This is a genomic window from Shewanella sp. 10N.7 (genome assembly GCF_020806285.1).
Taxonomy (GTDB): Bacteria; Pseudomonadota; Gammaproteobacteria; order Enterobacterales; family Shewanellaceae; genus Shewanella; species Shewanella electrodiphila.
The window spans coordinates 73,761-99,458 of sequence record NZ_JAJGZS010000016.1 but is presented as its reverse complement, the minus strand read 5'-3'; the positions used below and the strand labels follow the sequence as shown (position 1 = coordinate 99,458).

The window sequence follows — 25,698 nt, the reverse complement described above, 5'->3', positions numbered from 1 at the left end:
TTATTCCTCGCGAGTTACGCGCAATACTTCTTCTAAGGTTGTGACACCATCAAGTACTTTACTCATGCCATCGTGACGAATACTTGGGATGGTTTGACGAACATATTTCTCAATTGCCAGCTCACCACGACCGCCGTGAATTAACTCACGTACATTGTCATCAACCACGAGTAACTCATGAATACCAGTACGGCCACGATAGCCATTATTACCACACTCTTTACAGCCATTAGCGCGGTAAATAACGCGAGTATCATTGGCGGTCACGCCTAATAATTCACGCTCTCGCTCATCAGGTTCATGGGGGATTTTACATTCGTTACATAGAGTTCGAATCAATCGCTGAGCTAATACGCCCAACAAACTTGATGAAACAAGGAACGGTTCAACACCCATATCTTGCAAACGCGTAATCGCGCCAGATGCGGTGTTGGTATGCAGTGTTGATATCACTAAGTGACCGGTTAATGATGCTTGAACAGCAATTTGCGCGGTTTCTAAATCACGGATTTCACCAATCATCACCACATCAGGATCTTGACGTAAGATTGCACGTAAACCACGAGCAAAGCTCATATCGGCTTTCATGTTCACTTGCGTTTGACCGATACCTTCAAGCTCGTACTCGATAGGATCTTCAACGGTCAAAATGTTGGTATCTTTTGAATTGATCTCAGTTAAGCCTGCATACAAGGTGGTACTTTTACCAGAACCTGTCGGGCCAGTTACCAAGATTATGCCATGGGGTTTACGAATAATGGCATCGAACTGTTCACGAATCGATAATGTCATACCCAGTAATTTTAAATCGAGATTACCGGTATTTTTATCCAGTAGACGTAGCACAACACGCTCGCCATGACTTGATGGCATGGTTGATACACGCACATCGACCGCTCGACCTGCAATACGCAGTGAAATACGGCCATCTTGCGGCACACGTTTTTCAGCAATATCTAAACGCGCCATCACTTTAATACGCGAAACCAGCAGCGAAGACAGTTTACGATTTGGTTTTAACACCTCTTTTAATACGCCATCAATACGGAAGCGGACAATCAATTGCTTCTCATATGTCTCGATGTGAATATCTGAGGCTTCTTCTTTAATCGCTTCCGATAACAAGGCATTAATTAACTTAATAATTGGTGCATCATCATCGCCTTCTAATAAATCTTCAGTTTGCGGCAGTTCTTCGGCTAGAGTGAATAAGTCCATCTCGTTGCCAATGTCTTCCATCAACTGCTGTGCTTCAGATGAATTTGCTTGGAAAGTTTGAGTTAACTTAGCTTCAAACTCATCAATCGGTAATTTACTTAGCACGAGTTCTTCACCAGCATAACGACGCACTTCGAGCATCGCATCTAATGGTGTTTCACTGGTGTAATACAATTTTAGTGCATCAGTTTCTTTGGCTAATGCCAAATTAAACCTGTGTGAAAAAGCAAAAGGTAAGCGCTCACGACTGGTTGAAACAAACACCTCATCATTGAGTTCATCTGCTTCTAAACCTAAGTCTGTTGACACTTTCGCCAATTGTTCAGTCATTTCTGCTTCACTCATTGGCGTTATCTTCTGATGCTTCTACTTCTGCGTCTTCTTCAACCGATTCAGCTGCTTGGCTGGCTGCTTCTGTTGCAGCGCGATCTTTTTCCATGCTCTCGCTGATATGCTTCAATGCTGGATCCGAATCACGCATCTTAGTTTCTAAGTTCTTACCTTCTTTATAACGATTTAAGACTTCGTTAACTTCATCAGGTAAGTAAGCCTCTTGATCCCATTCATCAAGTATTGGCACATCAGTATTTGGCATTAAGTTAACACCACGTTCTTGTTGTTCGATTTGCAATGCGCGGAAGTAGTTATATTTACGTCCCGCAATACCTTCCATAGTAATACCATCACGAATAATCGTAGGCTTGATAAATACCATCAGGTTTTTCTTTTTCACGCCACTCGAAGATGACTTGAATAAATGACCAATAATCGGTAAATCACCTAAGAATGGTACTTTTTGAACTGACTCTTGGGTTTCTTCATTGATCAAACCACCTAAGACAACGATTTGTCCCGAATCGGCCATCACAGTAGTGGTTAAGCGACGAGTAGCAAACGTCACATCGACACCCGTTTTACCGTTAATCCCTGAGACTTCCTGCTCAATGGTTAACTTAACAGCATTACCTTCGTTGACTTGTGGTACCACTTTAAGTTTTACACCGACTTCTTTACGTTCAACCGTTTGGAAAGGGTTAGAGTTACCATTACTTGAGTTTTGGCTACCCGTTAGAATTGGCACTTCATCACCAACAATAAATGAAGCTTCTTGGTTATCTAGTGTTGTGATAGAAGGTGTAGCAAGTACGTTTGATTTAGTATCACTTGATACTGCTTGTACTAATGCGCCAAAATCACCAGCGGTAACGCCCCACGCCATGCCATTCACTTTACCTAACGCTTGCGCCAGTAAGGTAATGTCACCACGGGTATCAGGGTTTTCGGTACAGGTACCATTTTCAGTACAGACTGTGGTTCCTTCTTCGCCTTGAGCTTGCCAAATACCCGCACCAATTTCACCGATGGTAGGGCCTAAGTTATTAAACTGGGTGCCACCACCTGCGGCAGTTGCCCACTGCACACCAAAACCAACATCATCACCTTCTGAGACTTCAACAATAATCGCTTCGACTAGGACTTGTGCACGACGAATATCTAATTGGTTAACGACACTTTCAATGGTGCGCATTTGATCTGGTTCAGCGCTGATAACTAATGCATTAGTATCAACGTGAGCCATGATATTAATTTCTTTACGGCGCTTATTGCTGCCACTCTGGCCAGTATCCTGGTCGCTTTGTAGTTGCTCAGCAAAACCTGTTAATACTTCAACTAAATCTTCAGCCTTAGCGTAACGTAAGTAACGGACTTTGGTATTACCTGTTGTAGCTTGCTCAGCATCAAGACGGCGGACCAATTCGACTACACGTTGACGGCTTTTTTCATCACCACTGACAACCACGGCATTGGTTCGTTCATCAGCAACCACTTTAGGTGCTTGGCCTGGCATTTGTGCTTGGTTAGCTGTTGAGCGGTACAAAGTATCAATAATACGAACGATTTCGCCTGCTGATGCAAACTCAAGCGATACTACCTGTACTTCCGTATCACCCTGTTTATCTACACGGCGGACAATTTCGACTAGTTTATTTACGACTGCTGCACGACCTGAAATCATCAATACATTTGATGGGTCATAATTTACAACGTTACCGCCACCCGCATTATCATTTAGCTGACGTAATAACGGCGCAAGTTGTTTAGCTTCGGTATTATAAAGGGCCACAATACGTGTAACCATTTCATCACCTAAACCAGGCTTATCATCATCGGCCACACGGATAGCTGCGGTTTTCGCATCTTTATCCTTGATGACTTTAATAACACGGTTTTCCATTTCGACAACGGCATAACCATAAACTTGCAGTACGTTGAGGAAGAATTGGTAATACTGTTCATCGTCCAATAAGTCGTAACTACGGACGTTAATTTTGCCGCGGACAGTTGGATCGACAATAATCGTTTTATTGAGGTTCTTACCTACAATATTAATGAATTCTTGAATATCTGTGCCTTTAAAATTGGCAGCATATTGCTCCGACCAAGCCGCTTGAGAAGCAAGCATTGCTATACCAGCAACCATCCCTGCTAATAACTTGCGTCGAATTCCATAACTCTTCATTATTTTCAATCCTCTACTGCCTAACTATTCTGGCAAACTAAAAATTATTTCTACTAACTGTCCATCACGTTCAACCATGACGCCGACTTCTGTTAATTCTGGTAATTGCGCCATAACTTCTAATGATTGTCCCATGTCGGTCAAATCATAGCCGTTGATGGATTTGGCTAAATCATTTGCTTTAAATCCCGCAGCCGCAAATAAAGATTTATTTTTACCTGGGTTGAGGCGATAGCCGCTGACACCGTCGGCGCCGCGAACTGGAGAAATGGCTAGATAGTCAGTCAGCTTTCCTGGATCAGCTAATAGTTCATCACGTGAATCACTGATTTGCTGAGCAACCTCGGCATTTTGACGACGATCGTCACGCTGTACTTGACGGTCTTTTTTGGCTTGCTGTAATGACTGGTTAGCTTGGCTTTGGGTGGTATAATTTAAACCATCCAACATTAATGTCTCATAACGGCCAGCATTAGTAATGATGATACGGTCGGCATACACTTCTTTCAGCGAAGCAGAAGTGCCTTTAATTTTGTCACCTAAGCCGTAAGTTTCCTGATTACCTTTTGATTCAATGACAGCAAGACCGTTGGTATCAGAAGTAGAAGCCACCACCCCCGTCAATAAAATAGAAAGGTTAGTTTTAGGTGCATCAGTAATTTGTTCAACTGGAGCAGGTTTATTAGGGCGGCCATCTGCATTGGCGTCTTTTTCGCCAAATAATGCCAATCGCTGGACACTACTTAGCTCAACCCGTTTAGCGCTTGCTACCGAAGTTGGCGAAGGTTGCCATGCAACTGCCTGAGAATTTACTGGCATTAGCTTCCAGGTAATCTGCGCTGTCAGTAATAGCACAATCACTAATCCTAACCAGAATACAGCTGTGCTTAATGGCTTTTGGGGGATTCCCGCAGCCTTAGTTATAATTTTATCTAATACATCCATATTCGGCTTTGACCCTCTAGCAGGTCGCTGTTCTAATTCTGTTAATTTAGGAAATACTGCATCATGCTAACCCAGCCAGCTTATTGCAACAAGCCCATAGCATATGGATTGGCGAAATTGCACCGAATATGCTACATTTGCGCGCCTAAAAAGGCTGTGAGAAACGCCACGATATTGGGCTCTCGCCTGCATTTTACACGTTAAAAATGTCAACGGTGTGAACTCGTACCACTTTTGGGGGTGTTAGATGAGCCAAGCTCCATCTAAAACAGTGACTGTTCGACTCGACAAATGGTTATGGGCGGCGCGTTTTTATAAAACACGCTCATTAGCAAAAGAGATGATCAATGGCGGAAAAGTGCACTATAACGGTCAACGCGCTAAATCCAGCAAACAAGCTGAAGTGGGTGCCAAGATACGTTTACGTCAAGGCCATGATGATAGGGAAATAATTATTGCTCAGTTGTCGGAACACCGACAAGGGGCTGCTGTAGCGCAAACGCTATACGAAGAAACAGCTGAGAGCATTAGCAAAAGAGCGTTTAATGCCGAAGCCAGACGTTTGAATATATTGAACAATCCCGCTCCAGAAAATAAGCCGGATAAAAAACAACGTCGCCAACTTATTCGCTTTAAAGATCTATAACGATAGTTAAAGTACAACAAACGAGATAAAACATGAGCAAAGATATATTACATCGCTACTTATTTGATAATGCCGATGTCCGTGGTGAAATGGTTCAACTTGAAAAAAGTTATCAAGAAATCCTATCAGCACATGAATACCCAAAGGCACTTCAACTGATAATGGGACAGCTTATGGCTGCGACCTCATTATTGACTGCCACCATCAAGTTCACTGGCGACATCAGTGTGCAACTGCAAGGTGACGGGCCTGTTTCTGTTGCTGTGATTAATGGCACTAACTTGCAAGCTCTTCGTGGTGTTGCTCGCTGGAATGGTGAGTTTTCTGATGATGCCTCTTTAAGTGATTTGTTCGGTAAAGGTGTGATGGTCATTACTCTGACGCCTGATGAAGGCGAGCGTTACCAAGGTATTGTGTCATTAGATCACGATAATCTTGCCGCTTGTTTAGAAGAGTACTTTAACCAATCAGAGCAATTGCCAACACGCATTTCATTATTCGCTGATGGTAAGCAAGCTGCGGGTATGTTGCTACAAGTGTTACCCACTCAAACTGAAGAAAACGAAGACTTCAACCACTTATTGGCGCTCACTGAGACCATTAAGCAAGAAGAGCTATTTACGTTAGAAGCTGAAGACATTTTACATCGCCTTTATCATCAAGAAGATGTGCGTCTGTTTGATCCTGTAGACGTTAGCTTTAAATGTACTTGCTCAAGAGAGCGAAGCGCTAAAGCACTCGCTACGATTGAGCAAACTGAAGTGGAAGAAATTCTAGCTGAAGAAGGTAAAATCGAAATGGGCTGTGAATATTGCCCGCAAATGTATACCTTCGACAGCATCGATATTGCTGCAATTTATGCGGGTAACTTAGATGCTGGAAACAGTAGCAACTGATCCAACCTACCTAATAACTTTCAAAAAAAAGCGCCTTAGGCGCTTTTTTAATGTAAAAATCTATATCAAAACTAAAAAACCAGCTCAAATTACAAAAAAGTTACCAAACTGTTGGTTACCTGTTTTGTTTATTACGTTACAATGGCTTTGCTAAATTAGTTTTAGCATAAGCAAGCGAGAACGTAAGTCATCCCAACTATAAATCGGCAATATAGACCGATAAACGACCTATTTACAACGGAGAAGCACCCGATGACAGATGGAACAAACAGCGTACACTTCAACCTTACTAGCGCTGAGTTAATTGAACTTGCTTTACAACGTAATGAAGGGCAGTTAACCGCCAATGGCGCATTAGTAGCAAAAACAGGCGAACGTACTGGTCGTTCCCCTAATGATCGTTTTATTGTTCAAGAAGCCAATACTCAAGATGATATTGATTGGGGCTCAGTCAACAAAGGTATTGCAGCAGATACTTTTGATGCACTTTGGGGCCGCGTTGAAGCTTATCTATCTGAGAAAGACATATTCGTATCTGAGCTAGAAGTAGGTGCTGACGATGCGCACTACCTTCCCGTTCGAGTCACCACAGAATATGCATGGCATCAAGTTTTTGCGCACAACTTATTTATCACTCCAGAGCAGTTTAACCGAGGCGATAAAGACGTTTGGCAAATAATGAATGCGCCTGAATTTGTTTGTGACCCTGCCCGCGATGGCACTCATTCTGATGCGGTTGTGATGATCAATTTTGCCGACAAAAAAGTCCTTCTAGCTGGACTTAAGTATGCCGGTGAAATGAAAAAGTCGATGTTCTCGGTACAAAACTTCTTATTGCCAGCTAAGGGCGTGCTTCCTATGCATTGCTCTGCCAATGTCGGTCATGATGGTGATACCACATTATTCTTTGGTTTATCAGGTACAGGTAAAACTACCTTATCTGCTGATCCAAAACGTTTTCTTATTGGCGATGATGAGCATGGTTGGGCTCCCGGCGGTGTATTCAATATCGAAGGCGGCTGTTATGCAAAATGTATCGACTTAAGCCAGAAGAACGAACCGGTGATTTGGGATGCGATTCGCTTTGGTACGGTACTTGAAAATGTCATGTTAGATGAACAACGAGTGCCTGATTATACGAATACAACATTAACAGAAAATAGCCGCGCAGCTTACCCGTTAGAGCATATTGCTCAGCGTAAAGAAGAAAACCGTGGTGCTGAACCCAACTCAGTGGTGTTTTTAACTTGTGATGTCTCTGGTGTATTACCACCAGTGTCAGTGTTAACTAAAGAGCAAGCGGCTTATCACTTCTTGTCGGGTTACACAGCAAAAGTGGGCTCTACTGAAATGGGCTCAACTTCAGCAATTCAATCAACGTTCTCAACCTGCTTTGGTGCGCCTTTCTTCCCACGCCCTGCTGGTGTGTACGCAGAACTATTAATGAAGCGTATTGAGTCATTTGGTAGTCGTGTTTACCTAGTAAATACTGGTTGGACTGGCGGCCCTCACGGCGTTGGTAAACGTTTTGATATTCCAACCACTCGTGCAATTGTTGATGCGATTGTCAGTGGCGAGCTAAAAGATGTTGAAACTCAGCATATTGATAAACTGAACCTCGCTGTACCTGTAGCGGTTTCAGGCGTTGATACTCAATTGCTCAACCCAGTAAATACTTGGGCTGACAAAAATGAGTACGCAAAATACGCCCAGCAATTAGCCGAAGAGTTCACAGCGAACTTTGCTAAATATCAGGTATCGGATGCAATCAAAGCCGCTGGGCCTAATAGCTAGCACACTGATGCTGTAATACGCGTCAATATATGATTGCGCCAACACAAAGCCTCAAGTGACATTGAGGCTTTTTTATTTTATCCCTTTGTTCAAAATTGTTACATTTTAAACAGTAATATTATCAGTTACCTCTCGCTAAGCTCTTGTCTCTCTTCCTATTTGATTTAATATAAAACGACATTCTATTTGCTCACACATAGGGATATCTATGCGCCGCGCCATACTTGCCAGTTTAATGATCAATTCGCTATTTTCTTTTTCTAGTATGGCCGAAACCTCAGAACAAGCCTTAACAGAATTACCCAGTTTAGCTTCCCACCCATTTATCAATGATGAGATTTTACCGCCTATTCAACCGTGGCAAGGCCAAAGTGAAGCGCTCATTTTAGATGCCTCATCACCTTGGTCAACGCCATTTGAGCAAAATGGTTTAGCACATAGTCCTGATTACGAAGCCACCCATCAATGGCTAAATAAACTTGTTGATAGTAGTGATTTGTTATCACAAGTCTCGATTGGTAAAAGCCCTCAAGGTCGTGATATTTGGATGGTCGTGGCATCAGAATCAGGAGCGGCAACACCGGAAGCACTCTCAGAAAGCAATAAGCCCACCATTTTAGTCCAAGCTGGTATTCACTCTGGTGAAATTGACGGAAAAGATGCGGGGATGATGCTGTTACGGGATATGACTCAAGGCGATAAGCAAGCTTTGCTTGATAGAGTGAACCTGTTATTTGTTCCAATTTTAAGCGTCGACGCCCATGAGCGAAGTGATGAGTACAACCGTGTAAACCAGCGTGGCCCTGTCGATATGGGTTGGCGCACCAATGCTAGAAACCTAAATTTAAACCGTGATTACGCCAAACTAGATACGCTAGAATTACAGCATATGATCCGTGCCATCAATGTGTGGCAACCTGACTTATATATTGATGTTCATGTCACTGACGGTATTGATTATCAGTACGATGTCACCTTTGGCTATAACGTAAAACAAGGCTACAGCCCTGCAAGCTATGAATGGTTAGAAAAATATTACCGCCCAGAAGTTGAATCTGCACTGACAGATAATGGCCATGTCCCTGGGCCTTTAGTGTTCGCGTTAGACAATACTGACTTGTCAAAAGGCTTATCTTATTGGAATCCAAGTCCTAGATTTTCAAATGGTTATGGCGATGCACGCCACTTACCCACCATTTTAATTGAAAACCACAGCTTAAAACCTTTTAAACAAAGAGTATTAGGCACATACGTCATGTTAGAGCAAACCCTTAAAACGGTGGCGAAGCATGGCACAAAATTAAAAGCGGCAATTTATGAAGATAAGTACCAACGCCGACAACAGGTCCCATTAACCTGGAATACAGTTGAGCAGCCAGGTTGGGATTTCAAAGGTATAGGTTATTCGCTTGAAACCAGTGAAATTAGTGGCACTGAGGTAGTGCGCTGGAATGGGCAACCTAAGCTTTACCCTAACTTACCAGTCATGGGTAATACCGAAGCGAATGTTATGACTCAACGCCCTAAATACTATTATGTACCTGCCCAGTGGCACCAAGTGATTGAGCGCCTATCGATTCATGGCGTCAGAATGACGCCACTGACTGAAGCTAAAACGCTCAAACTAAGCCAGTATCAATTTGCAGAGCCGACATTTAATCAAAAAGATTATGAAGGCAGACAACGCGTCAAAGCCACCAGCAACAAAGTGAATATTGAAACAACATTACCTATTGGCACGATTCAAATTGCAACCAATCAACCATTAGGTGATTTAGCGATTTTATTACTTGAACCACAATCTGCCGATTCGTTTTTCCAATGGGGCTTTTTCAATAGCATCTTCACTCGGACTGAGTACATCGAAGATTATGCTGTAGAGCCACTCGCAGCAAAAATGTTAGCAGAAGATGAAGCCTTAGCGGCAGAGTTTAAAACAGCATTAGAAGATGAAAGCTTTGCTAATGATTCAAAAGCAAGACTGCGCTGGTTTTATGAAAGAAGCCCTTATTACGATAATCAATATATGAAATACCCTGTGCTACGTTCACGATAATTAACTAAACAAGACCAAATGACTAAAAAGCCACCTGAAGATAATCTTTCAGGTGGCTTCTTATTGGCTTTAGCTTCACAGGATAATTAATCCGTTTGATAATCTGCGATCAAGGCGAGTTTTTTAGCCCGAGTGAGCTTTTTAACCGCTAACTCACGTTTTGTCGCTAAGCTTCTGTCTGCGACACTTTCTTGATAGACCAGAGTTAATGGCCCTTTGCCTTTAAGGTATTTGGCTCCTTTTGTGCCACCAGCCTGATGCTCAGCAAAACGTCTTTTAACATCTGTGGTAATGCCTGTATATAAATGGCCGTTATGGCATTTCACCATATAAAGAAACCAGTCGTTCTTTTTCGATACAGGCTTGATGACAGGAACCTCTGCGGAAACCTTTTCGGAAACCTTTTCGGAAATAATGGCATTATTAATTATTGCGCCACTTTTACTGGTCATAGATATAAAAACCTTCGGTCTGATCATAGTTATCTGCCGCTATCATGGCATAATGCGGAATCAAAAATGAATCTTATTATCTAAGCCAGCCTTAGATAAACCACAACATGGCAAATGTCATGCGAGGAGCTACGATGTCAACAAAATCTGATGCCTGTGCACAGCCTGGTTTAATGCACCCAACTGATGCCATTAATGCTTTACTTGATCAAGTAAGTGTCATTGAACAAAGCGAAATGGTTAGCTTAAATGAGGCTGTTGGCCGTATTTTATCTGAAGATTTGGCATCTTGTATCGACCTTCCTCCTTTCGATAACTCATCAATGGACGGTTATGCCTTTAAGTTCGATGAACTGACAGGTGAAACAGCTACCACGCTAACCTTGGTCGGAACCTCATTTGCAGGACACCCTTACAAAGGCAAGATCCCAGCCAACAGCTGTATTCGGATTATGACTGGTGCGCCAGTTCCTGCAGGTTATGACACGGTACAAATGCAGGAGAAAACCTCTGCTGACGGTGACAAGATCACCATTGAACACCCAAATGCCAAAGGCAATAGCATTCGCTACTGTGGTGAAGAACTTACCGCTGGCACCAATGTACTCAAAAGTGGCACTCAAATTCGCGCGGCAGAAATGGGCGTATTAGCTACAATCGGCATCAGCCAAATAAGAGTAAAAGCCCGTCTTAAAGTCGCTTTCTTTTCAACAGGAGATGAACTGCGACCAGTAGGAAGCGAGCTGGCTCCTGGGCAGATTTACGATTCTAATCGCTACTCGATTAAAGGCCTACTCACCCAAGCGAATGTTGAATGGATCGATTTAGGCGTTATCGAAGATGACAAAGAAGCGATTCGCGGTGCGTTTAGAGAAGCAGCGAAAAAAGCGGATATGGTGCTGACCTCTGGCGGCGTTTCTGTTGGTGATGCTGATTACACTAAGCAAATTCTCTCTGAGGAAGGTGAAATTACCTTCTGGCGCTTAGCGATTAAACCCGGTAAGCCATTTGCGTTCGGTAAATTAGGCAAGGCCGTTTTTTGCGGCTTACCAGGTAACCCTGTTTCATCAATGGTCACCTTCTACAAACTTGTTTGGCCAATCGTCAATAAGATGCAAGGCTTAACGGTGAAAGAGCCATTAATCGTTAAAGCGACCCTAACGAGTGCCATTCGCAAACAACCTGGCCGAGCAGAATATCAACGTGGTATTTTGAGCCGTGATGACAACGGTGAACTCGTCGTATCAACCACTGGTGGTCAAGGCTCAGGCATGCTTACCTCGATGAGTTTAGCTAACTGCTTTATTAACTTAGAGCAAGAACAAGGCGATATTGCCTCTGGCGCTCAAGTTAATGTTGAACCATTCAACAGCGTATTGTGTTAATTGCTAAGGAAGTTTAATGAGTGATTTATCCCTAAACGCAGCTGATGATTTGGACATTTTGTCAGACAATGAAATGCTGCGTTATAGCCGCCAAATATCCATTAAAGCTATGGATATTGAAGGCCAAGAAAAACTCAAGCAAGCAAAAGTATTAGTGATTGGCGCAGGTGGCCTAGGTTGTACTGTAACCCAATATTTAGCTGTGGCCGGTGTGGGTGAAATGACCCTTGTTGATTTTGATACGGTTGAATTATCTAATTTACAGCGCCAAGTATTGCACTACGATGAAAATATTGGTCAAGCCAAAGTGGACTCTGCCAAGCAGACATTGGCGCAATTAAACCCATTAATTACCATCAATACTATCAACGAATTCCTTGATGAAGCGCGTATTGAACACTTGGTATCTGAGCATATGTTAGTACTAGACTGCACTGATAATGTTCAAGTCAGAGAACAACTTAACCAAAGCTGTTTTAAGCATAAAATCAGCTTTATCTCAGCTGCTGCAATACGTATGGAAGGCACGGTAACGGTATTCGATTATCAGTCATCTTCGCCTTGCTACCATTGCTACAGCAGCTTGTTTGGCGAACAACAATTAACCTGTGTCGAGTCCGGTATCTTGGCGCCAGTTGTTGGTTTAGTAGGTTGTATTCAGGCGACTGAAGCCATTAAGGCCATCAGCCAAATGGGCCAAGGCTTAAATGGTCGTATTTTAATGATAGATGCGATGACGATGGAGTTTCGTGAAATGAAACTACCGAAGCAAGCTAACTGCTCTGTGTGCTCGGCACCTGTATAAGGTTCTTAATCAGCAAGCATTAACAATCAAAGTTTTACTAAAAGTCACAATCTTGGCTATAGTTGATAAAAGAAAACGGCTTAATTATCAGCTCTTTTATAACGCTCATTCATAGAAATCTGTCATAGGGATCTACTATGTTCGAACAATTAACTATAGCCAATATTGCATACTGCACTAACAAGTTAGCCCGCATTTATCTGTGGTACCCGTTTACTGCGCTATTTGCTCGAACACCCACTCGTAAGCTCAGTAATTGTAAGCTGTTATCATACGTCGTAATACTCTGTGGTTTAAGCGCCTGTTCAGACGATGAAATCAAGCCGCTACACATGAGTAACCCTGCAGCTGATTATTGCATAGATAAAGATGGCACCTTAGAAACCATTAAGCACATTAATGGCGATGTGTCGCTTTGCACTCTGCCTGATGGTGAAGTGATTGAGCAGTGGGAGTTATTTAGGCGTGATCATCAACAAAGCTAATAGCTTGATACCACCTTGGCGATGTTAAGTGATATCAATTAACCGACTTACTCTGCTGTAACTTCTTGATTGTCGTCGCTCGATACAGCCAATTGACTCGCCTCTTGTTGCTCAGCCTGTTGTACTAATTCTCGCTCAGCTTTAGAAACATACTTAGGTTTATTACTACCTGCTTTTTTCGCATTGGCTTTTTTCGCTTTCCCTTTGAGCGTTTGGTTAATCTTTTTACGTCTATTCATACTAATTTCACCTTAAACTCTCTGAAACAACAGCTTTGCTATAAAGCACATATTCGATACAAGCGATATAAATCGGAGTGCGATTCTACAACCCTAAATACAAAAATACCAATTCCAAATATTATCAGAATTGGTATTCTCATCGTTCAATAAACCCAGCAGGTTAATCTTGTATCACCACCCAAATGGCATGGATCAAGCCTGGAACAAAGAACAGTAAACAGAGAATAATATTAATCAGTAAATCTTTTCCCATGCCTTTTTTCAAAAACACAGCCACCGGCGGTAGTAAGATTGCAATGACAATTAGCAGCAGTTTATTTGTATCCATAATTATTTCTTTCCCTTTAAAATTGTAAAAATTAATCAACCAAAATGTTCATAATTGCAACAATTTGTGAAACAGATCAAATATTATTATGATATTCAACACAATCAACTTATCCTCAATTTTTAATCATTTAGTGCAGGTTCAATGATAGAAACTAGTAGCAGCCTCATTCTAATTCAAGTGATTTGTATCTTGTGTTTCGCAGGAACAATCGCATGGACTGTCATGGTTATTCCTATGCGAGTCGCACCCAGTGCTAGCTGGCGTTTTGCGTTAGCCAACTTCTGCGTGTTACTAGGCATGTTGCTTTATACTCAACGTACCCATGAACCAAGTTACCTGCATTGGCTAGTAGCTGACAATATTATATTAGTAGGTTTTTGCTTTTTACGCTGGGGCGCGCAGCGACTTTATCATTTAAAATCTAGCCACCAATTTGATATTACATTAGTTCTTGTTTCCATCGGCAGCATGTTACTCGCCAAACCACAAAACAGTAGCTCGGCATATTTAATGATTATTTTATCTTTAGCTGCCGCTGTTTGTTTCTTTATGCTAGCAAAAGATCATTATGTCGCCTTTAAGAAGAATTTTACTGCTTTCGCCACTTACTGGTTAGTTATTCCGATTTTAATCATTGGCATTATGTTCTTAGCCAGGGCATGTATTTTGATACTTTATCCCGAAAAGGTCGCTACCTACGCGGCGTTTAACACTGAGGAATCAGTGCCTATTTTATGGGTCTATATCGTATTAATTTTATTAGTTAATATCCTCATCATAGGAAACACCATTAATCGTCTTGTGGTGAAAATAATGACCCTAGCGAATAAAGATACATTAACTGGGCTTTGGAATCGAAATGCACTACAAAACAAGTTAGCCCTAGAACATGCTCGATGGCTACGCGACAAGGTCAGCTACAGTGTGATTTTGATTGATTTAGACCATTTTAAACAAATCAACGATGTCCATGGCCACACTGCAGGCGATGAGGTTCTTAAAGTTGCTGCTAAGCAACTTAATAGTATCACTCGAGAAATAGACTATTTATGCCGTTATGGCGGTGAAGAGTTTGTTCTCATCTTACCGCTGACGTCGGAGCAAAAAGCTCTTTGTGTGGCGAAAAAACTACAACTGGCCTTAGCGAAAGTGAACTTTGAGTGGCAAGGAACACCCATTGCCATTGAAGCCAGTATTGGTTTCTCGACGATTAATGAGAGCTTACCTGCTGAAGCGTTACTTCATTTAGCTGATAAAGCCATGTATGAAGCTAAAGCCAGTGGCCGTAACTGCATTAAAAGTGCTAATCCAACCCTAAACGACAAGTTCTAAATAAAAGAGAATGGCCTACGCTTAAGTATGCTTAGGCCAAGCAAGCATTTCTGGCGCTTGCCAATCTTGTTGTAAAATGTCGGTGACTGATGGTGCTTGAAACACATCCCCTATCTCAGGAAGTTGTATAAACTGATATCGTTTATCTTGATACTCAAAGTCCAATGCCATGGCATGCAAGTAACAACGGTCTGCCACTTCGCCTCCATATAGTTCATCCCCCAAGATCGGCACACCGATACTGCTTAACGCGACACGTAATTGGTGAGTTTTCCCACTTAATGGTTTGAGCAAATATAATCTTAAGCCATCACCAATAGATTGAGAGAAAAACTGGGTTATTGCAGGATTGGTCTTAGTGCGCAGCAGTTTATACATGCTGCGTCGAGATTTGGCCATGTCGCCAATAATCCCACCTTGCTTCTTTTTAGGCTTTCCTTTGGCAATAGCCAGATAAAACTTTTGAATTTTATGTTCACTGAACAATTCAGTAAACTCTGCCGCTGCCTGTGGGGTTTTAGCTAATATAAGTAACCCAGAAGTCGGAGTATCTAAACGGTGTACCGTAAACAGTTTAATACCTAAATCTGCTTCAACTTGCGCAACAACACCTGCAGTGCCATCTTGGCTATGAAAATGAACCTTAGGAGACTTATTGATAACAATAAAGTCTGGGTGTTGTTCTAAAATTTGATACATAGTCTCGATTCTAATGAGAGTACTGAAATACAAGCTCTGAACTAAATTTCTGAACTAAGAGTTCTGAAATAAGCGTTTTGGAATAAGAGCACTGAAATAAGCGTGCTAAAAATCACTGGTACAAGCCTGATATATCGGCTTTATACCAATGATTAACATGAGCTAGGAATATACCTAAACAGGACTAGAATCGAATGTCGACAATAAGCCCTGGATGATTATCCTTAAGCTCAATTTTAGCATGATGACGGGATAAAATCGCTTTCACCATTGATAAGCCCAACCCCGTGCCTTTGTGATGTCGGCTAGGGTCTAATCGCACTAAACGATCAAATACCCTTTCTTTATCTTCATCACTAATACCTGGGCCATTATCAATAATTTGGATCTTTCTGCCTTTTTGCACTATCTCAATAGTGGCATCTTCAGGGGCATATTTAATCGCATTATCAACTAAGTTAAATAAGGCTTGGAACAATAGGTATTTATCGCCAGAGATTGTCACGTCTTTGTCTGCAGACAAAGTCAAAGTTTGTTGTTTCGACTCAGCAACCACTTCAGCCATTTCAAACAAGTCTTCACATAAAAGTTGTAGACTCACAGGCTGCATATCTAAGGTTTGCTGACCTTCTTCTATTCGAGTGAGAGATAACATGGCATCAAAAGTCGCTAAACAATGGTCCAGTTCTTCTAGCAACATGGCGGTCAACTCTGGCACATGCTCTGTCGGTTTACTGGGTAATTGCTCAATACCAATGCGTAAGTGAGACAAAGGCGTTCTTAAGTCATGGGCAATATTATCTGTCACCCCACGAACAGACATTAAGTTATGTTCTAAGGTATCGAGTACCCGATTAAACTGACCAGCAAGCATATCAAATTCGTCTTGATTATGACTCACAGGCAAACGGGTGTTGTACTCACCTTGCTCAATCTTTTTACACAGTAAATTGTATTGTACCAAGCGTCTTAAAATCGCTTTAGAGAACACAAAACCAACCGCTAAGGTAATCCCTAACGTGAATGCCACCGCCCAAAATGCAGCATTAATAAATTTATCAATTAATGCGGCTAAATTATCAGTACGAGTCGCTATAAGCACCGGCCCATAATGGGTCATCACAATGCCGCCGGTGAGAATATGAAGCTTATCTGGGCCACCGGTTAAAATAGGAAATTCGCGGGTTTTTGGCAATAAAGGCATGTTGTCAGGCACAAAACTCAGCGCCCCAACCATATCAACGCTGTTTCGCCAAGCAATCAAGGCTGTTTTAGGATCTGCTGCGCGAATTTGCGCAGCAAAACTGCGGCGATCAACCGTTAATGCCAATTGCTGATAACGCTGCATTTCAGTGGCAAGATGTTGCTCAACCTGATTTTCTTGCTCAATAACGAGTTGGCGGTATAAACCAAATACCAACATCACAATCAACAAGGTAACCAAGGTCGAGAAAATTAGCGTTATCCGCCAAGCACTGCTTTGGTAGGGTTTAATTCCCTTTGCAAAGGCGATATCCAGCCCCTCGAACAGTTTCAATGATCTCTGGATGGCCTAGTTCTTCAAATTTACGACGAAGTTTAGCAATATGTACATCAATGACATTGGTGCGCGGGTCAAAGTGATAATCCCATACTGCTTCAAACAATAATGTACGGCTAATGACTTGATTTGGATGCTCCATTAGATATTTCAGCAATTGAAACTCTTTAGGCTGTAGCATTAATTCATGCTCATCTAATGTTACTTTGCGGGTCAGCAATTCCATTCTTAAATTGCCGACTTCAAGATCGGTATTTGCCGCAGCAGGCGCATTACGTTGAATCAGCTTCTCTGCGCGCACTTGCAACTCAGCAAAAGCAAACGGTTTGGTCATGTAATCATCGCCACCAGCACGTAATCCTTTTACTCGCTCGTCGACATGACTGAGCGCAGAAAGGATTAACACAGGTGTTTGGTTACCATTATTGCGCAGTGCAGTCAGCAAGGTTAGGCCGTCTAACTGAGGTAACATACGATCTAAAATGATAATGTCATATTGATTATGCTTTGCTTGGTGTAAGCCATCATGGCCATTGGTCGCAGTATCAACTTGATATTGCTGTGCGGTAAAACCTTCAGCAACGTATTGTAGTGTGGTTGCATCGTCTTCAACGATTAATACTCGCATAGTGCTATTCCTTAGTTCTACAGCGTTTGACTGTAAAGGTGCTAATTGCCAAGTCATATTAGTCCCACTGCAGTAATGGCAGCGGACGTAATTCTTCAATATCAAAAGCAATCGTATGCTTGCTTGAAACATTGAGTAATTTTAATTCTAGATAGCTGATGGTTAAGTCATGGTCTAACTCAGCTTCGATTAAATATCCCGTTTGACCTTTTTGCGCCATTGTGACGAGCTCAGTAAAAGTCATTTTTTGCTTGATGAGTACTCGTGCGGCTTTAACTTGGTCTAAATCATCGGCTTCAAAAGCGGATAATTTTTTGGTGATTAAGCTGCCGTCACTTGCATCAAATGAGAATTCGGTAATTTCACTGTCATCTAGATTGAGTAAGTCTATTTCATAAATGAGTTGACCATTTTCAACATCCATATCGAACGATGAAACGACACCGCTATATTCAGTTTCAATTTGTTCAACCACGACAAGTGGTTGGACGTATTCACCCTCTGAGAGCAAGGTATGCATAGTCGGGGTAGCCATTACCATTGATGGAAATACGACTAACAACGACAGAACGATACGGAACATGAAAGCCTCATAATGAGAATTGGAGTAGTGTTACTTTACCTAAGCCCAGCAAAAGACCCAAGCATTGTAAGATTAATAATTGATCATGATTCTAGAATATGGACTTGCTCAGATTTCAGTGCAATCGTTGTTGCCAATCCGGTTTTTAATGAGAGTTTTTCAGCCAAATGCGAAGGAATATCCATATTGAACACCTCGTCCACATCCGCCATTCGCGCTTTCACACGCACAGACTCACCCATGACTAGCATTGACTCGATAACAATATCGAGTTTATTGATACTACGACACAAACGGCCACTGGAAATCGCATTAAATCGAATGCCTTGGTTTGGGATCACCCAACGCACTTGCTGACCAATTGCCAATTCAGGTGCACTGTCACTGGCAATGATTTGCTCGCCCATTTTAAGCCATGTGATGTTTGCCTCTGCATCTCGGCCACTGACCTCGGCATTGAAAATGTTTCTAAGGCCCATCTGCCTAGCCACGGTTTCATTACGAGGATGAGACAATACCTCAAAAGGTTCGCCCTGCTGCAGCATGTTACCTTGGCTGATTAGAATCATTTTATCGGCCAATAACAAAGCTTCGTTCATATCATGGGTCACCATGATCACAGGAATTGATAACTGTGATTTTAATCTGGCTAACTCAATGTATAAACGTTCACGGGTTTCTCTATCCACCGCAGAAAACGGTTCATCGAGCAATAATACCGAAGGCTCACGTGCTAATGCCCTTGCTAAAGCCACACGTTGACGCTGACCGCCAGATAACTGTGCAGGCAACCTAGCAGGTAGCCCATGTAAGTTAACTCGCTCAAGCCAGTCTAAAGCCCTTGCTTTGCGTTCACTTTTAGGAATGTGGTCCAAGCCAGAAATCACATTTTCTAGCGCGGTAAGATGCGGAAATAAACCAAAGTGTTGTGGGACATAACCAATGTGACGTTGTTGAGGGGATAACTTAATCCGCAGCTCGTCATCAAACCATTGCTGTTCGCCACACTGAATCCGGCCTTTCTCAGGTACACTTAAGCCTGCAATCATGCGTAACAAAGTGGTTTTACCGCCACCAGAAGGCCCAACAACCGCCAGGACTTCGCCCGCTTTACAGCTAAAGTTAGCAATTAATGGGATGGGTGATACTTGCTCAATTTGGCAGTATAAATGAGTCTCTAAATCAACGTTGCGGGTTGGCATGCTGCCCCCCTAAGCGTCTTGATAAACTTGTCGTTATTGCCAATACACTCACAGCAAATACCAAGAGTACTAACGACATCGTACCCGCCGCTTCAAAGTCAAAGGCTTGCACACTGTCATAAATAGCAATCGAGATAGTTTTAGTTTCGCCAGCAATGTTGCCACCAAGCATTAACACCACGCCAAACTCACCTAAAACATGTGAAAAACACAACACCACAGCGGTCAATATTCCAGGCCATATCATAGGTAGTTCAATTTTGATAAAAATACGCCACCAGCTCATGCCACAACACGCTGCTGCATCAGGAATATCATGGGGTATGGTTTCAAAGGCGCGCTGAATCGGCTGCACAGCAAAAGGGATATTAACCAGAATAGAGGCAATCACTAAGCCTGAAAAATTAAACACTAACTGGGCGCCAGTAAATTGCTCGACCCATTGTCCAATAAGACTTTGACTACCTAAACCGACAAGCAAGTAATAACCAATCACCGTCGGTGGCAACACCAATGGCACCATAATCAGTGCTTCTACCCACGATTTACCACGAAATTGTTTGTACGCCAGAAAGCGACCGACAAAAATGGCCATTGGGATCAGAATTAGTACGGTTACAGAACTTAATTTTGCAGATAACCACAACGACTGCCAATCCATAAATTACTGCTCCGCCACTTGCTGTCTTGGTCTTGGTGCACGAAGTTTAGGCTGGTGTAAATGATGTTTATCGCTGACGTTGGCTGGAAAGCCAAAACCATAATTCTCTAGAACTTGCTGAGCAGCTGTTGACTGCATGTACTGATAAAACTGTTTAGTGGTATCCCCCGCTCGCGGAGTCAGCACCATACGTTGATTAATGGGTTGATATAATGACTGGGGGATCTCTATGTAGCGGCCCATTTTGGTAAACTGCGGTGCTGATGCTAGCGACAATGCCACAATGCCACCTTGTGCTGAACCACTTAAAGCAAACTGAGCGGCTTGGGAAACATTCTCGCCCATAATGATCTTAGGTTGCAGCGCAGACCATAAATCTTTGCTCTCAAGTAACGCTTGAGCGCGCTCACCATATGGAGCATGAGCTGGGTTGGCGATAACAAATCGCTTGATTTCACCTTCAGAGACGGCTTCAGCTAGGCCTGTTAATTGGGGATCTAATGCTAATTTGGAATTATTTGGCGCCACTAGGGCTAACTTACCAATGGCGTAGATATCACCATCTGAATCGGTTTTACCTGCCTTATGAAGCTGTTGTACATAAAACTCATCGGCGCTTAATAGCATTTCAAACGGTGCACCATGCTGGATCTGAGCGACAAAATTGCCAGAAGACCCATATGAAACGCGTATCGCTAAGCCCGTTTCCGCAGTAAAGTTTGCCACAATTTCATCTAAGGCAAACTTAACATTAGCCGCAGCTGCAATGGCTGGCGGTTTAGCCGCAAATGCAGTAAGCGAAAACAAAGAAGAAAGTCCTAACAAACTCGCAAGTAAAAGACTTTGAACCTTTAATGCAACTCGACGGCTAAATGTCATTGGTAAGCATCCTTTGCTATTTGGTTTCGTTCCACATTGACGCTGCCTGTTCATCTGAATCACGTGCTTCGACCCAGTTATTGCCTTCTTCGCCAGCTTCAAGTTTCCAAAAAGGTGCTTTGGTTTTTAAGAAATCGATAAGGAATTCACACGCTGCAAATGCCGCTTTGCGATGCATGCTAGTAACGCCGATAAATACGATTTGTTCGCCCAGTTCCATGCGGCCAACACGATGAATAATCGTGACATAATTTAATGGCCAGCGTTCATAAGCTTGTTCAGCTAATTGCACTAATACAGCTTCTGTCATTCCTGGGTAATGTTCTAAAGTAAGATCAGTAACAGCGCTGCCATCATTGAAATCACGTACTTTCCCTGCAAATGTTACGACTGCGCCATCACTGTTATCATTTGCAATCGCATTGTATTCATCAGCAACATTGAAGTCAGCGGTTTGCACGCGCACAACTTGCCTAGGATTTTTTTCAGAACTAACGGTCATATTAACCACCTGTTACTGGTGGGAAAAAGGCAACTTCATCACCATCAACAACAGCCGCATCCCATGCACTCATCGTTTGATTAACCGCTACCAGTAATTTGTCTGATGACAATACTTTTGCCCACTTATCATCTTTAGCGGCTAATGCTTCACGTAGCTGCTCAGTATTAGTAATACCTTCAGCGGCAACTTCAACTTTAGCCGTACCGAGCAACTCTCTAACTTGTGCAAAAAATAGAACTTGGATCATGTCGATGTCTCGTATTGATTGGGTCTAACAAATAACGTTTTACTGATTGTCAGCAATTCTTGCTGCCAACAATCGCACCAAACTGATTAATCTTCAGCTTGAAAATGACCTGACTTGCCGCCACGTTTTTCGAGTAAACGTACTTGGGAGATAATCATGTCTTTTTGAACCGCTTTACACATGTCGTAAATGGTAAGTGCTGCTGTTGAAGCGGCAGTTAATGCTTCCATTTCCACGCCAGTTTTGCCAGAAAGTTTACACAAGCTGGTAATTCGAACACGGTTAAACTCAGGCTGAGCTTGTAGATCCACTTCAACTTTAGTCAACATTAATGGGTGACATAAAGGAATTAAATCAGAGGTTTTTTTCGCAGCTTGAATGCCTGCAATACGCGCTGTAGCGAACACATCTCCTTTGTGATGACTGCCGCTCATGATCATCTCAAGCGTACTAGGCGCCATTTCGATGAATGCTTCAGCGCGTGCTTCACGCTCGGTAATATTTTTTTCAGTCACATCGACCATGTGAGCGTTGCCATCGGCATTAATATGGGTAAAACAATTGCTCATGCTAACTTGCCTTATTAGATCTTAATTTCAGTATGGAAAAGGAATACTGTTTAACAGCGACGCTGCAACACCTTAGCCACCTAACATCGCTCTATATTAACCACCAATAGAGGCTAAATGTTTGGTCACACCTGTGATCCCTTGATGTAAGTAATGAGTTTCTTCTTTCTGTGCTAATTGACTGTGCAGACGTTCAATTAATTCCGCTCGCTGAGATTCATGTTGTAATAAGTCACGTAAATCGAGACCGTTTTCAGTAAACAGACATAAATGCAGTTTGCCTTTAGCTGATACACGCAAACGGTTACAGCTGGCACAAAAGTTTTTAGCGTAAGGCATAATCAAGCCAATACGGCCTTGGTAATCTGGGTGACTAAAGTTTTGCGCAGGGCCGTCATCAACACTCGGCAGATCATATAACCAACCTTCTGATTCAAGCTTTAGCTTGATATCAAGACCCGCTAAATGATGGGCGTTAAAGTAATCATGGCCTAAACCCGTTTCCATCAACTCGATAAAGCGCAAATCTATCGGTGTGCTTTTAATCCAGTGTAAGAAACGTGGCAAATCTTTGTCATTTAAGCCTTTAAGCAGTACCGCATTTATTTTAATCCGCTCAAAGCCCGCCTCAAGTGCTGCATCAATACCACGCATCACTTGATCAAACTTATTTTCGCCTGTGATTTGGTAGAACATTTTCGGATCTAAGCTATCAACCGAAACATTTATTCGGCGCAAACCCGCGTCATACCATTCTTTAGCGTGCTTTTCGAGGCGATAACCATTGGTTGTTGTGGCAACAGTTTTAATGTTGTCATTATCAGCAACGACGCGAATGATATCGGTGAAATCTTTTCTAAGGGTCGGCTCACCACCGGTAATGCGGATTTTTTGAGTACCTACCTCACCAAAAGCCGCCACTAAATTTTCAATTTCATTTAGCGCGAGGAACTTTGGCTTGCCATCAGGTCTGTAACCGTCAGGTAGGCAATAGGTACATTTGAAATTACAAACGTCAGTGACTGACATCCGCAGATAGTGAAATCTTCGACCAAAACTGTCTTGTAGTTGGGACATGTTAACCTTTCCAAGTGTGGGAGGTAAGCGCATTTCTTTACTCACCCCGGTGGCATTATTACCACGGCTAAATACCCGTATCTGTGGACGTAGGATATAAAGCTCGGAGAACCGTCAACTTTGATTATAGGCCTAAATTCGCTCTAATCAGTACCTTTTTATGACATTTTGTCCCGGTTTGTACAAAATCTGTAAAGAATTGCGAGCTAGCTCACGAGCTCAAAATCGCACTTGCTACTGTGACCTAGCTCATTTTTGAGGTAAGGTGAGTAAAACAAAAAAATAACAACAAACCCGCCATAAACCGGGGAATGAAGATCAAAGGTGAGATGATGGAACGCGAATCTATGGAATTCGATGTAGTAATTGTCGGTGCAGGACCTGCCGGACTCGCTACTGCATGTCGATTAATGCAAATATCACAAGACGCAGACAAAGAAATGACTGTCTGTGTTGTTGAAAAAGGCTCTGAGGTTGGAGCGCACATATTATCTGGTGCGGTTTTTGAGCCTAAAGTATTGGATGAATTGTTCTCCGATTGGCGTGATTCCGATATCCCACTGAATACTAAAGTGACTCACGATGAGATTTACCTGCTAAGTTCAGACTCAAAATCTCAATTAATGTCGAACAGTTTAGTGCCTAAAACCATGCATAATGATGGTAACTACATTATTAGTGTAGGTAACCTAACACGCTGGTTAGCAGAAAAAGCTGAAGGTTTAGGTGTTGAAATCTTCCCAGGTTTTGCTGCAAGTGAAGTGCTGTTTAATCAAGATAACAGTGTGAAAGGTATTTTAATTGGTGACATGGGTGTTGGCGCTAATGGCGAAGAAAAAGACAGCTATATGCCAGGTATGGAGTTACATGCTAAATACACTGTATTTTCTGAGGGTTGTCGCGGCCATCTAGGCAAGGAACTTATCGCGAAATATCATCTCGATAATGGTAAAACACCACAGCATTACGGCCTTGGCTTTAAAGAAATTTGGAAAATTCCAGCAGAACAACATCAAGAAGGTAAAGTGGTTCACACCGGCGGTTGGCCGCTTAATCAAGGGACTTCTGGTGGTGGCTTCCTTTATCACATGGAAGATAACCAAGTCGCTGTCGGCTTGATTATTGATTTGAATTATAAAAACCCACATGTCAGCCCGTTCGATGAATTTCAGCGTTATAAGCAACATCCGGTTATTGCGCAAACATTAACTGGTGGTGAGCGCTTAACCTACGGCGCTCGCGCTATCGCTAAAGGTGGATTGAATTCATTACCTAAAATGAGCTTCCCTGGTGGATTGCTTATTGGTTGTGATGCCGGGACATTGAACTTCGCCAAAATCAAAGGCACACATACAGCTATGAAGAGCGGTATTGTCGCCGCTCAAACCTTAGGCGAAGCACTCATAGCAGGTGTTGAAGCTGGTAAAGATTTAGATTGTTTCCAAACTCGTATTGAGCAAAGCTGGTTACATGAAGAGCTATTTCAATCGCGCAACTTTGGCCCTGCATTGCATAAGTTTGGCACCTACTTAGGTGGTGCGTTTAACTTTATTGATCAAAATTGGTTTGGCGGAAAGTTCCCGATAACGCTTCGCGATGAAACCCCTGATCATGCTGATATGGGACTGGCTAAAGACTTCACCCCGATTGAGTACCCCAAGCCTGATGGTAAGCTCAGTTTTGATAAATTATCATCGGTTTATCTATCGAATACCTTCCATGAAGAAGATCAGAAGTGTCACCTGCAACTCAAGGACGCGTCTATTCCTATTGCTGTTAACTTAATTAAATACAATGAACCCGCGCAGCGTTATTGCCCTGCGGGAGTTTATGAAGTGGTCGCTGAAGGCGCTGAGAATAAGTTTGTGATTAATGCGCAAAACTGTATTCACTGCAAAACTTGTGACATTAAAGACCCAAGCCAAAATATCACTTGGGTAACACCTGAAGGTGGTGGCGGACCTAACTACCCGAATATGTAGTTAACCAATTAACTCATC

Annotated in this window: 26 protein-coding genes and 1 riboswitch; of the genes, 9 read left to right on the top strand and 17 right to left on the bottom strand. The window is 42.5% G+C overall.

Translation table 11 applies throughout. The features are described from left to right. Genes gspE through gspC form a run of 3 tightly spaced genes read right to left on the bottom strand, consistent with a single transcriptional unit; the run spans position 1 to position 4,684 of the window. On the bottom strand, positions 1–1,548 hold the full coding sequence (gene gspE, locus LMH66_RS11775; protein WP_371997041.1) for a type II secretion system ATPase GspE: 1,548 nt from the start codon (positions 1,546–1,548) through the stop codon (positions 1–3). 7 nt (positions 1,549–1,555) lie between these two features. Continuing rightward, positions 1,556–3,739, bottom strand: coding sequence for a type II secretion system secretin GspD (gene gspD, locus LMH66_RS11770; RefSeq protein ID WP_229370237.1), 2,184 nt, complete (start codon positions 3,737–3,739; stop codon positions 1,556–1,558). Positions 3,740–3,763: 24 nt separating this feature from the next. Continuing rightward, a complete protein-coding gene (gene gspC, locus LMH66_RS11765; protein WP_102527620.1) occupies positions 3,764–4,684 on the bottom strand; it encodes a type II secretion system protein GspC in 921 nt (306 codons plus the stop codon). A gap of 247 nt (positions 4,685–4,931) precedes the next feature. Between gspC and hslR the strand changes: the two genes are divergently transcribed. The 4 genes from hslR (at position 4,932) to LMH66_RS11745 (ending at position 10,076) form a co-directional block, all read left to right on the top strand. Continuing rightward, complete coding sequence (gene hslR / locus LMH66_RS11760) at positions 4,932–5,330, top strand: ribosome-associated heat shock protein Hsp15 (RefSeq protein ID WP_102527619.1); 399 nt, start codon at positions 4,932–4,934, stop codon at positions 5,328–5,330. A 32-nt stretch (positions 5,331–5,362) separates the two neighbouring features. Next, a complete protein-coding gene (gene hslO / locus LMH66_RS11755) occupies positions 5,363–6,226 on the top strand; it encodes an Hsp33 family molecular chaperone HslO (protein WP_229370234.1) in 864 nt (287 codons plus the stop codon). 252 nt (positions 6,227–6,478) lie between these two features. Continuing rightward, positions 6,479–8,020 (top strand): phosphoenolpyruvate carboxykinase, encoded by a 1,542-nt coding sequence (locus LMH66_RS11750; RefSeq protein WP_229370232.1) that lies wholly within the window; start codon positions 6,479–6,481, stop codon positions 8,018–8,020. Positions 8,021–8,228: 208 nt separating this feature from the next. Beyond that, positions 8,229–10,076 (top strand): M14 family metallopeptidase, encoded by a 1,848-nt coding sequence (locus tag LMH66_RS11745; protein WP_229370229.1) that lies wholly within the window; start codon positions 8,229–8,231, stop codon positions 10,074–10,076. Positions 10,077–10,162: 86 nt separating this feature from the next. Here the strand turns inward: LMH66_RS11745 and LMH66_RS11740 are convergent, their stop codons facing one another. Continuing rightward, on the bottom strand, positions 10,163–10,528 hold the full coding sequence (locus tag LMH66_RS11740) for a GIY-YIG nuclease family protein (RefSeq protein WP_229370226.1): 366 nt from the start codon (positions 10,526–10,528) through the stop codon (positions 10,163–10,165). A gap of 134 nt (positions 10,529–10,662) precedes the next feature. On the opposite strand from LMH66_RS11740, the gene moeA reads away from it, so the two are divergent. From moeA to LMH66_RS11725, 3 genes are all read left to right on the top strand, one after another. Further along, a complete protein-coding gene (gene moeA / locus LMH66_RS11735; protein ID WP_229370223.1) occupies positions 10,663–11,913 on the top strand; it encodes a molybdopterin molybdotransferase MoeA in 1,251 nt (416 codons plus the stop codon). A 16-nt stretch (positions 11,914–11,929) separates the two neighbouring features. Next, positions 11,930–12,718 (top strand): molybdopterin-synthase adenylyltransferase MoeB, encoded by a 789-nt coding sequence (moeB, locus tag LMH66_RS11730; protein WP_229370222.1) that lies wholly within the window; start codon positions 11,930–11,932, stop codon positions 12,716–12,718. A gap of 137 nt (positions 12,719–12,855) precedes the next feature. Then, positions 12,856–13,203 (top strand): DUF333 domain-containing protein, encoded by a 348-nt coding sequence (locus tag LMH66_RS11725; RefSeq protein ID WP_229370221.1) that lies wholly within the window; start codon positions 12,856–12,858, stop codon positions 13,201–13,203. 47 nt (positions 13,204–13,250) lie between these two features. Here the strand turns inward: LMH66_RS11725 and LMH66_RS11720 are convergent, their stop codons facing one another. Beyond that, entirely contained in the window at positions 13,251–13,442 is a 192-nt protein-coding gene (locus LMH66_RS11720; protein ID WP_229370220.1) for a DUF2986 domain-containing protein, read from the bottom strand. A gap of 163 nt (positions 13,443–13,605) precedes the next feature. After that, on the bottom strand, positions 13,606–13,773 hold the full coding sequence (locus tag LMH66_RS11715; protein WP_102527610.1) for a YqaE/Pmp3 family membrane protein: 168 nt from the start codon (positions 13,771–13,773) through the stop codon (positions 13,606–13,608). A 144-nt stretch (positions 13,774–13,917) separates the two neighbouring features. On the opposite strand from LMH66_RS11715, the gene LMH66_RS11710 reads away from it, so the two are divergent. Next, entirely contained in the window at positions 13,918–15,108 is a 1,191-nt protein-coding gene (locus LMH66_RS11710) for a GGDEF domain-containing protein (RefSeq protein WP_229370219.1), read from the top strand. 21 nt (positions 15,109–15,129) lie between these two features. Here the strand turns inward: LMH66_RS11710 and LMH66_RS11705 are convergent, their stop codons facing one another. The 11 genes from LMH66_RS11705 to moaA form a co-directional block, all read right to left on the bottom strand. Then, positions 15,130–15,807, bottom strand: a complete 678-nt coding sequence (locus tag LMH66_RS11705) for a TIGR01621 family pseudouridine synthase (protein WP_229370218.1) — start codon at positions 15,805–15,807, stop codon at positions 15,130–15,132. 184 nt (positions 15,808–15,991) lie between these two features. Further along, positions 15,992–17,230 carry a sensor histidine kinase gene (locus tag LMH66_RS11700; RefSeq protein WP_229370279.1) on the bottom strand — a complete coding sequence of 413 codons (1,239 nt, stop codon included), beginning with the start codon at positions 17,228–17,230 and terminating at the stop codon, positions 15,992–15,994. A 67-nt stretch (positions 17,231–17,297) separates the two neighbouring features. Further along, entirely contained in the window at positions 17,298–17,975 is a 678-nt protein-coding gene (locus tag LMH66_RS11695) for a response regulator transcription factor (protein WP_229370276.1), read from the bottom strand. A gap of 58 nt (positions 17,976–18,033) precedes the next feature. Next, positions 18,034–18,558, bottom strand: a complete 525-nt coding sequence (locus LMH66_RS11690; RefSeq protein WP_229370217.1) for a PepSY domain-containing protein — start codon at positions 18,556–18,558, stop codon at positions 18,034–18,036. 83 nt (positions 18,559–18,641) lie between these two features. Beyond that, positions 18,642–19,760: an ABC transporter ATP-binding protein gene (locus tag LMH66_RS11685; protein ID WP_229370214.1), complete on the bottom strand. Its 1,119-nt coding sequence runs from the start codon at positions 19,758–19,760 to the stop codon at positions 18,642–18,644. Then, entirely contained in the window at positions 19,741–20,421 is a 681-nt protein-coding gene (modB, locus tag LMH66_RS11680) for a molybdate ABC transporter permease subunit (protein ID WP_102527604.1), read from the bottom strand. The genes LMH66_RS11685 and modB overlap by 20 nt, the downstream gene beginning before the upstream one ends. A gap of 3 nt (positions 20,422–20,424) precedes the next feature. Continuing rightward, positions 20,425–21,300, bottom strand: coding sequence for a molybdate ABC transporter substrate-binding protein (gene modA, locus LMH66_RS11675; RefSeq protein ID WP_229370209.1), 876 nt, complete (start codon positions 21,298–21,300; stop codon positions 20,425–20,427). Between the two features lie 16 nt (positions 21,301–21,316). Next, a complete protein-coding gene (gene moaE / locus LMH66_RS11670) occupies positions 21,317–21,802 on the bottom strand; it encodes a molybdopterin synthase catalytic subunit MoaE (protein WP_102527602.1) in 486 nt (161 codons plus the stop codon). Position 21,803: 1 nt separating this feature from the next. Continuing rightward, positions 21,804–22,052 carry a molybdopterin synthase sulfur carrier subunit gene (gene moaD / locus LMH66_RS11665; protein WP_102527601.1) on the bottom strand — a complete coding sequence of 83 codons (249 nt, stop codon included), beginning with the start codon at positions 22,050–22,052 and terminating at the stop codon, positions 21,804–21,806. A gap of 86 nt (positions 22,053–22,138) precedes the next feature. Beyond that, complete coding sequence (gene moaC, locus LMH66_RS11660) at positions 22,139–22,621, bottom strand: cyclic pyranopterin monophosphate synthase MoaC (RefSeq protein ID WP_229370206.1); 483 nt, start codon at positions 22,619–22,621, stop codon at positions 22,139–22,141. Between the two features lie 96 nt (positions 22,622–22,717). Then, positions 22,718–23,698: a GTP 3',8-cyclase MoaA gene (gene moaA, locus LMH66_RS11655; protein WP_229370203.1), complete on the bottom strand. Its 981-nt coding sequence runs from the start codon at positions 23,696–23,698 to the stop codon at positions 22,718–22,720. Then, a riboswitch (molybdenum cofactor riboswitch) is annotated at positions 23,686–23,819 on the bottom strand. It overlaps the preceding gene by 13 nt. A 211-nt stretch (positions 23,820–24,030) precedes the next feature. Between moaA and LMH66_RS11650 the strand changes: the two genes are divergently transcribed. Then, positions 24,031–25,680: an electron transfer flavoprotein-ubiquinone oxidoreductase gene (locus LMH66_RS11650; RefSeq protein WP_102527598.1), complete on the top strand. Its 1,650-nt coding sequence runs from the start codon at positions 24,031–24,033 to the stop codon at positions 25,678–25,680. Positions 25,681–25,698 lie beyond the last annotated feature (18 nt).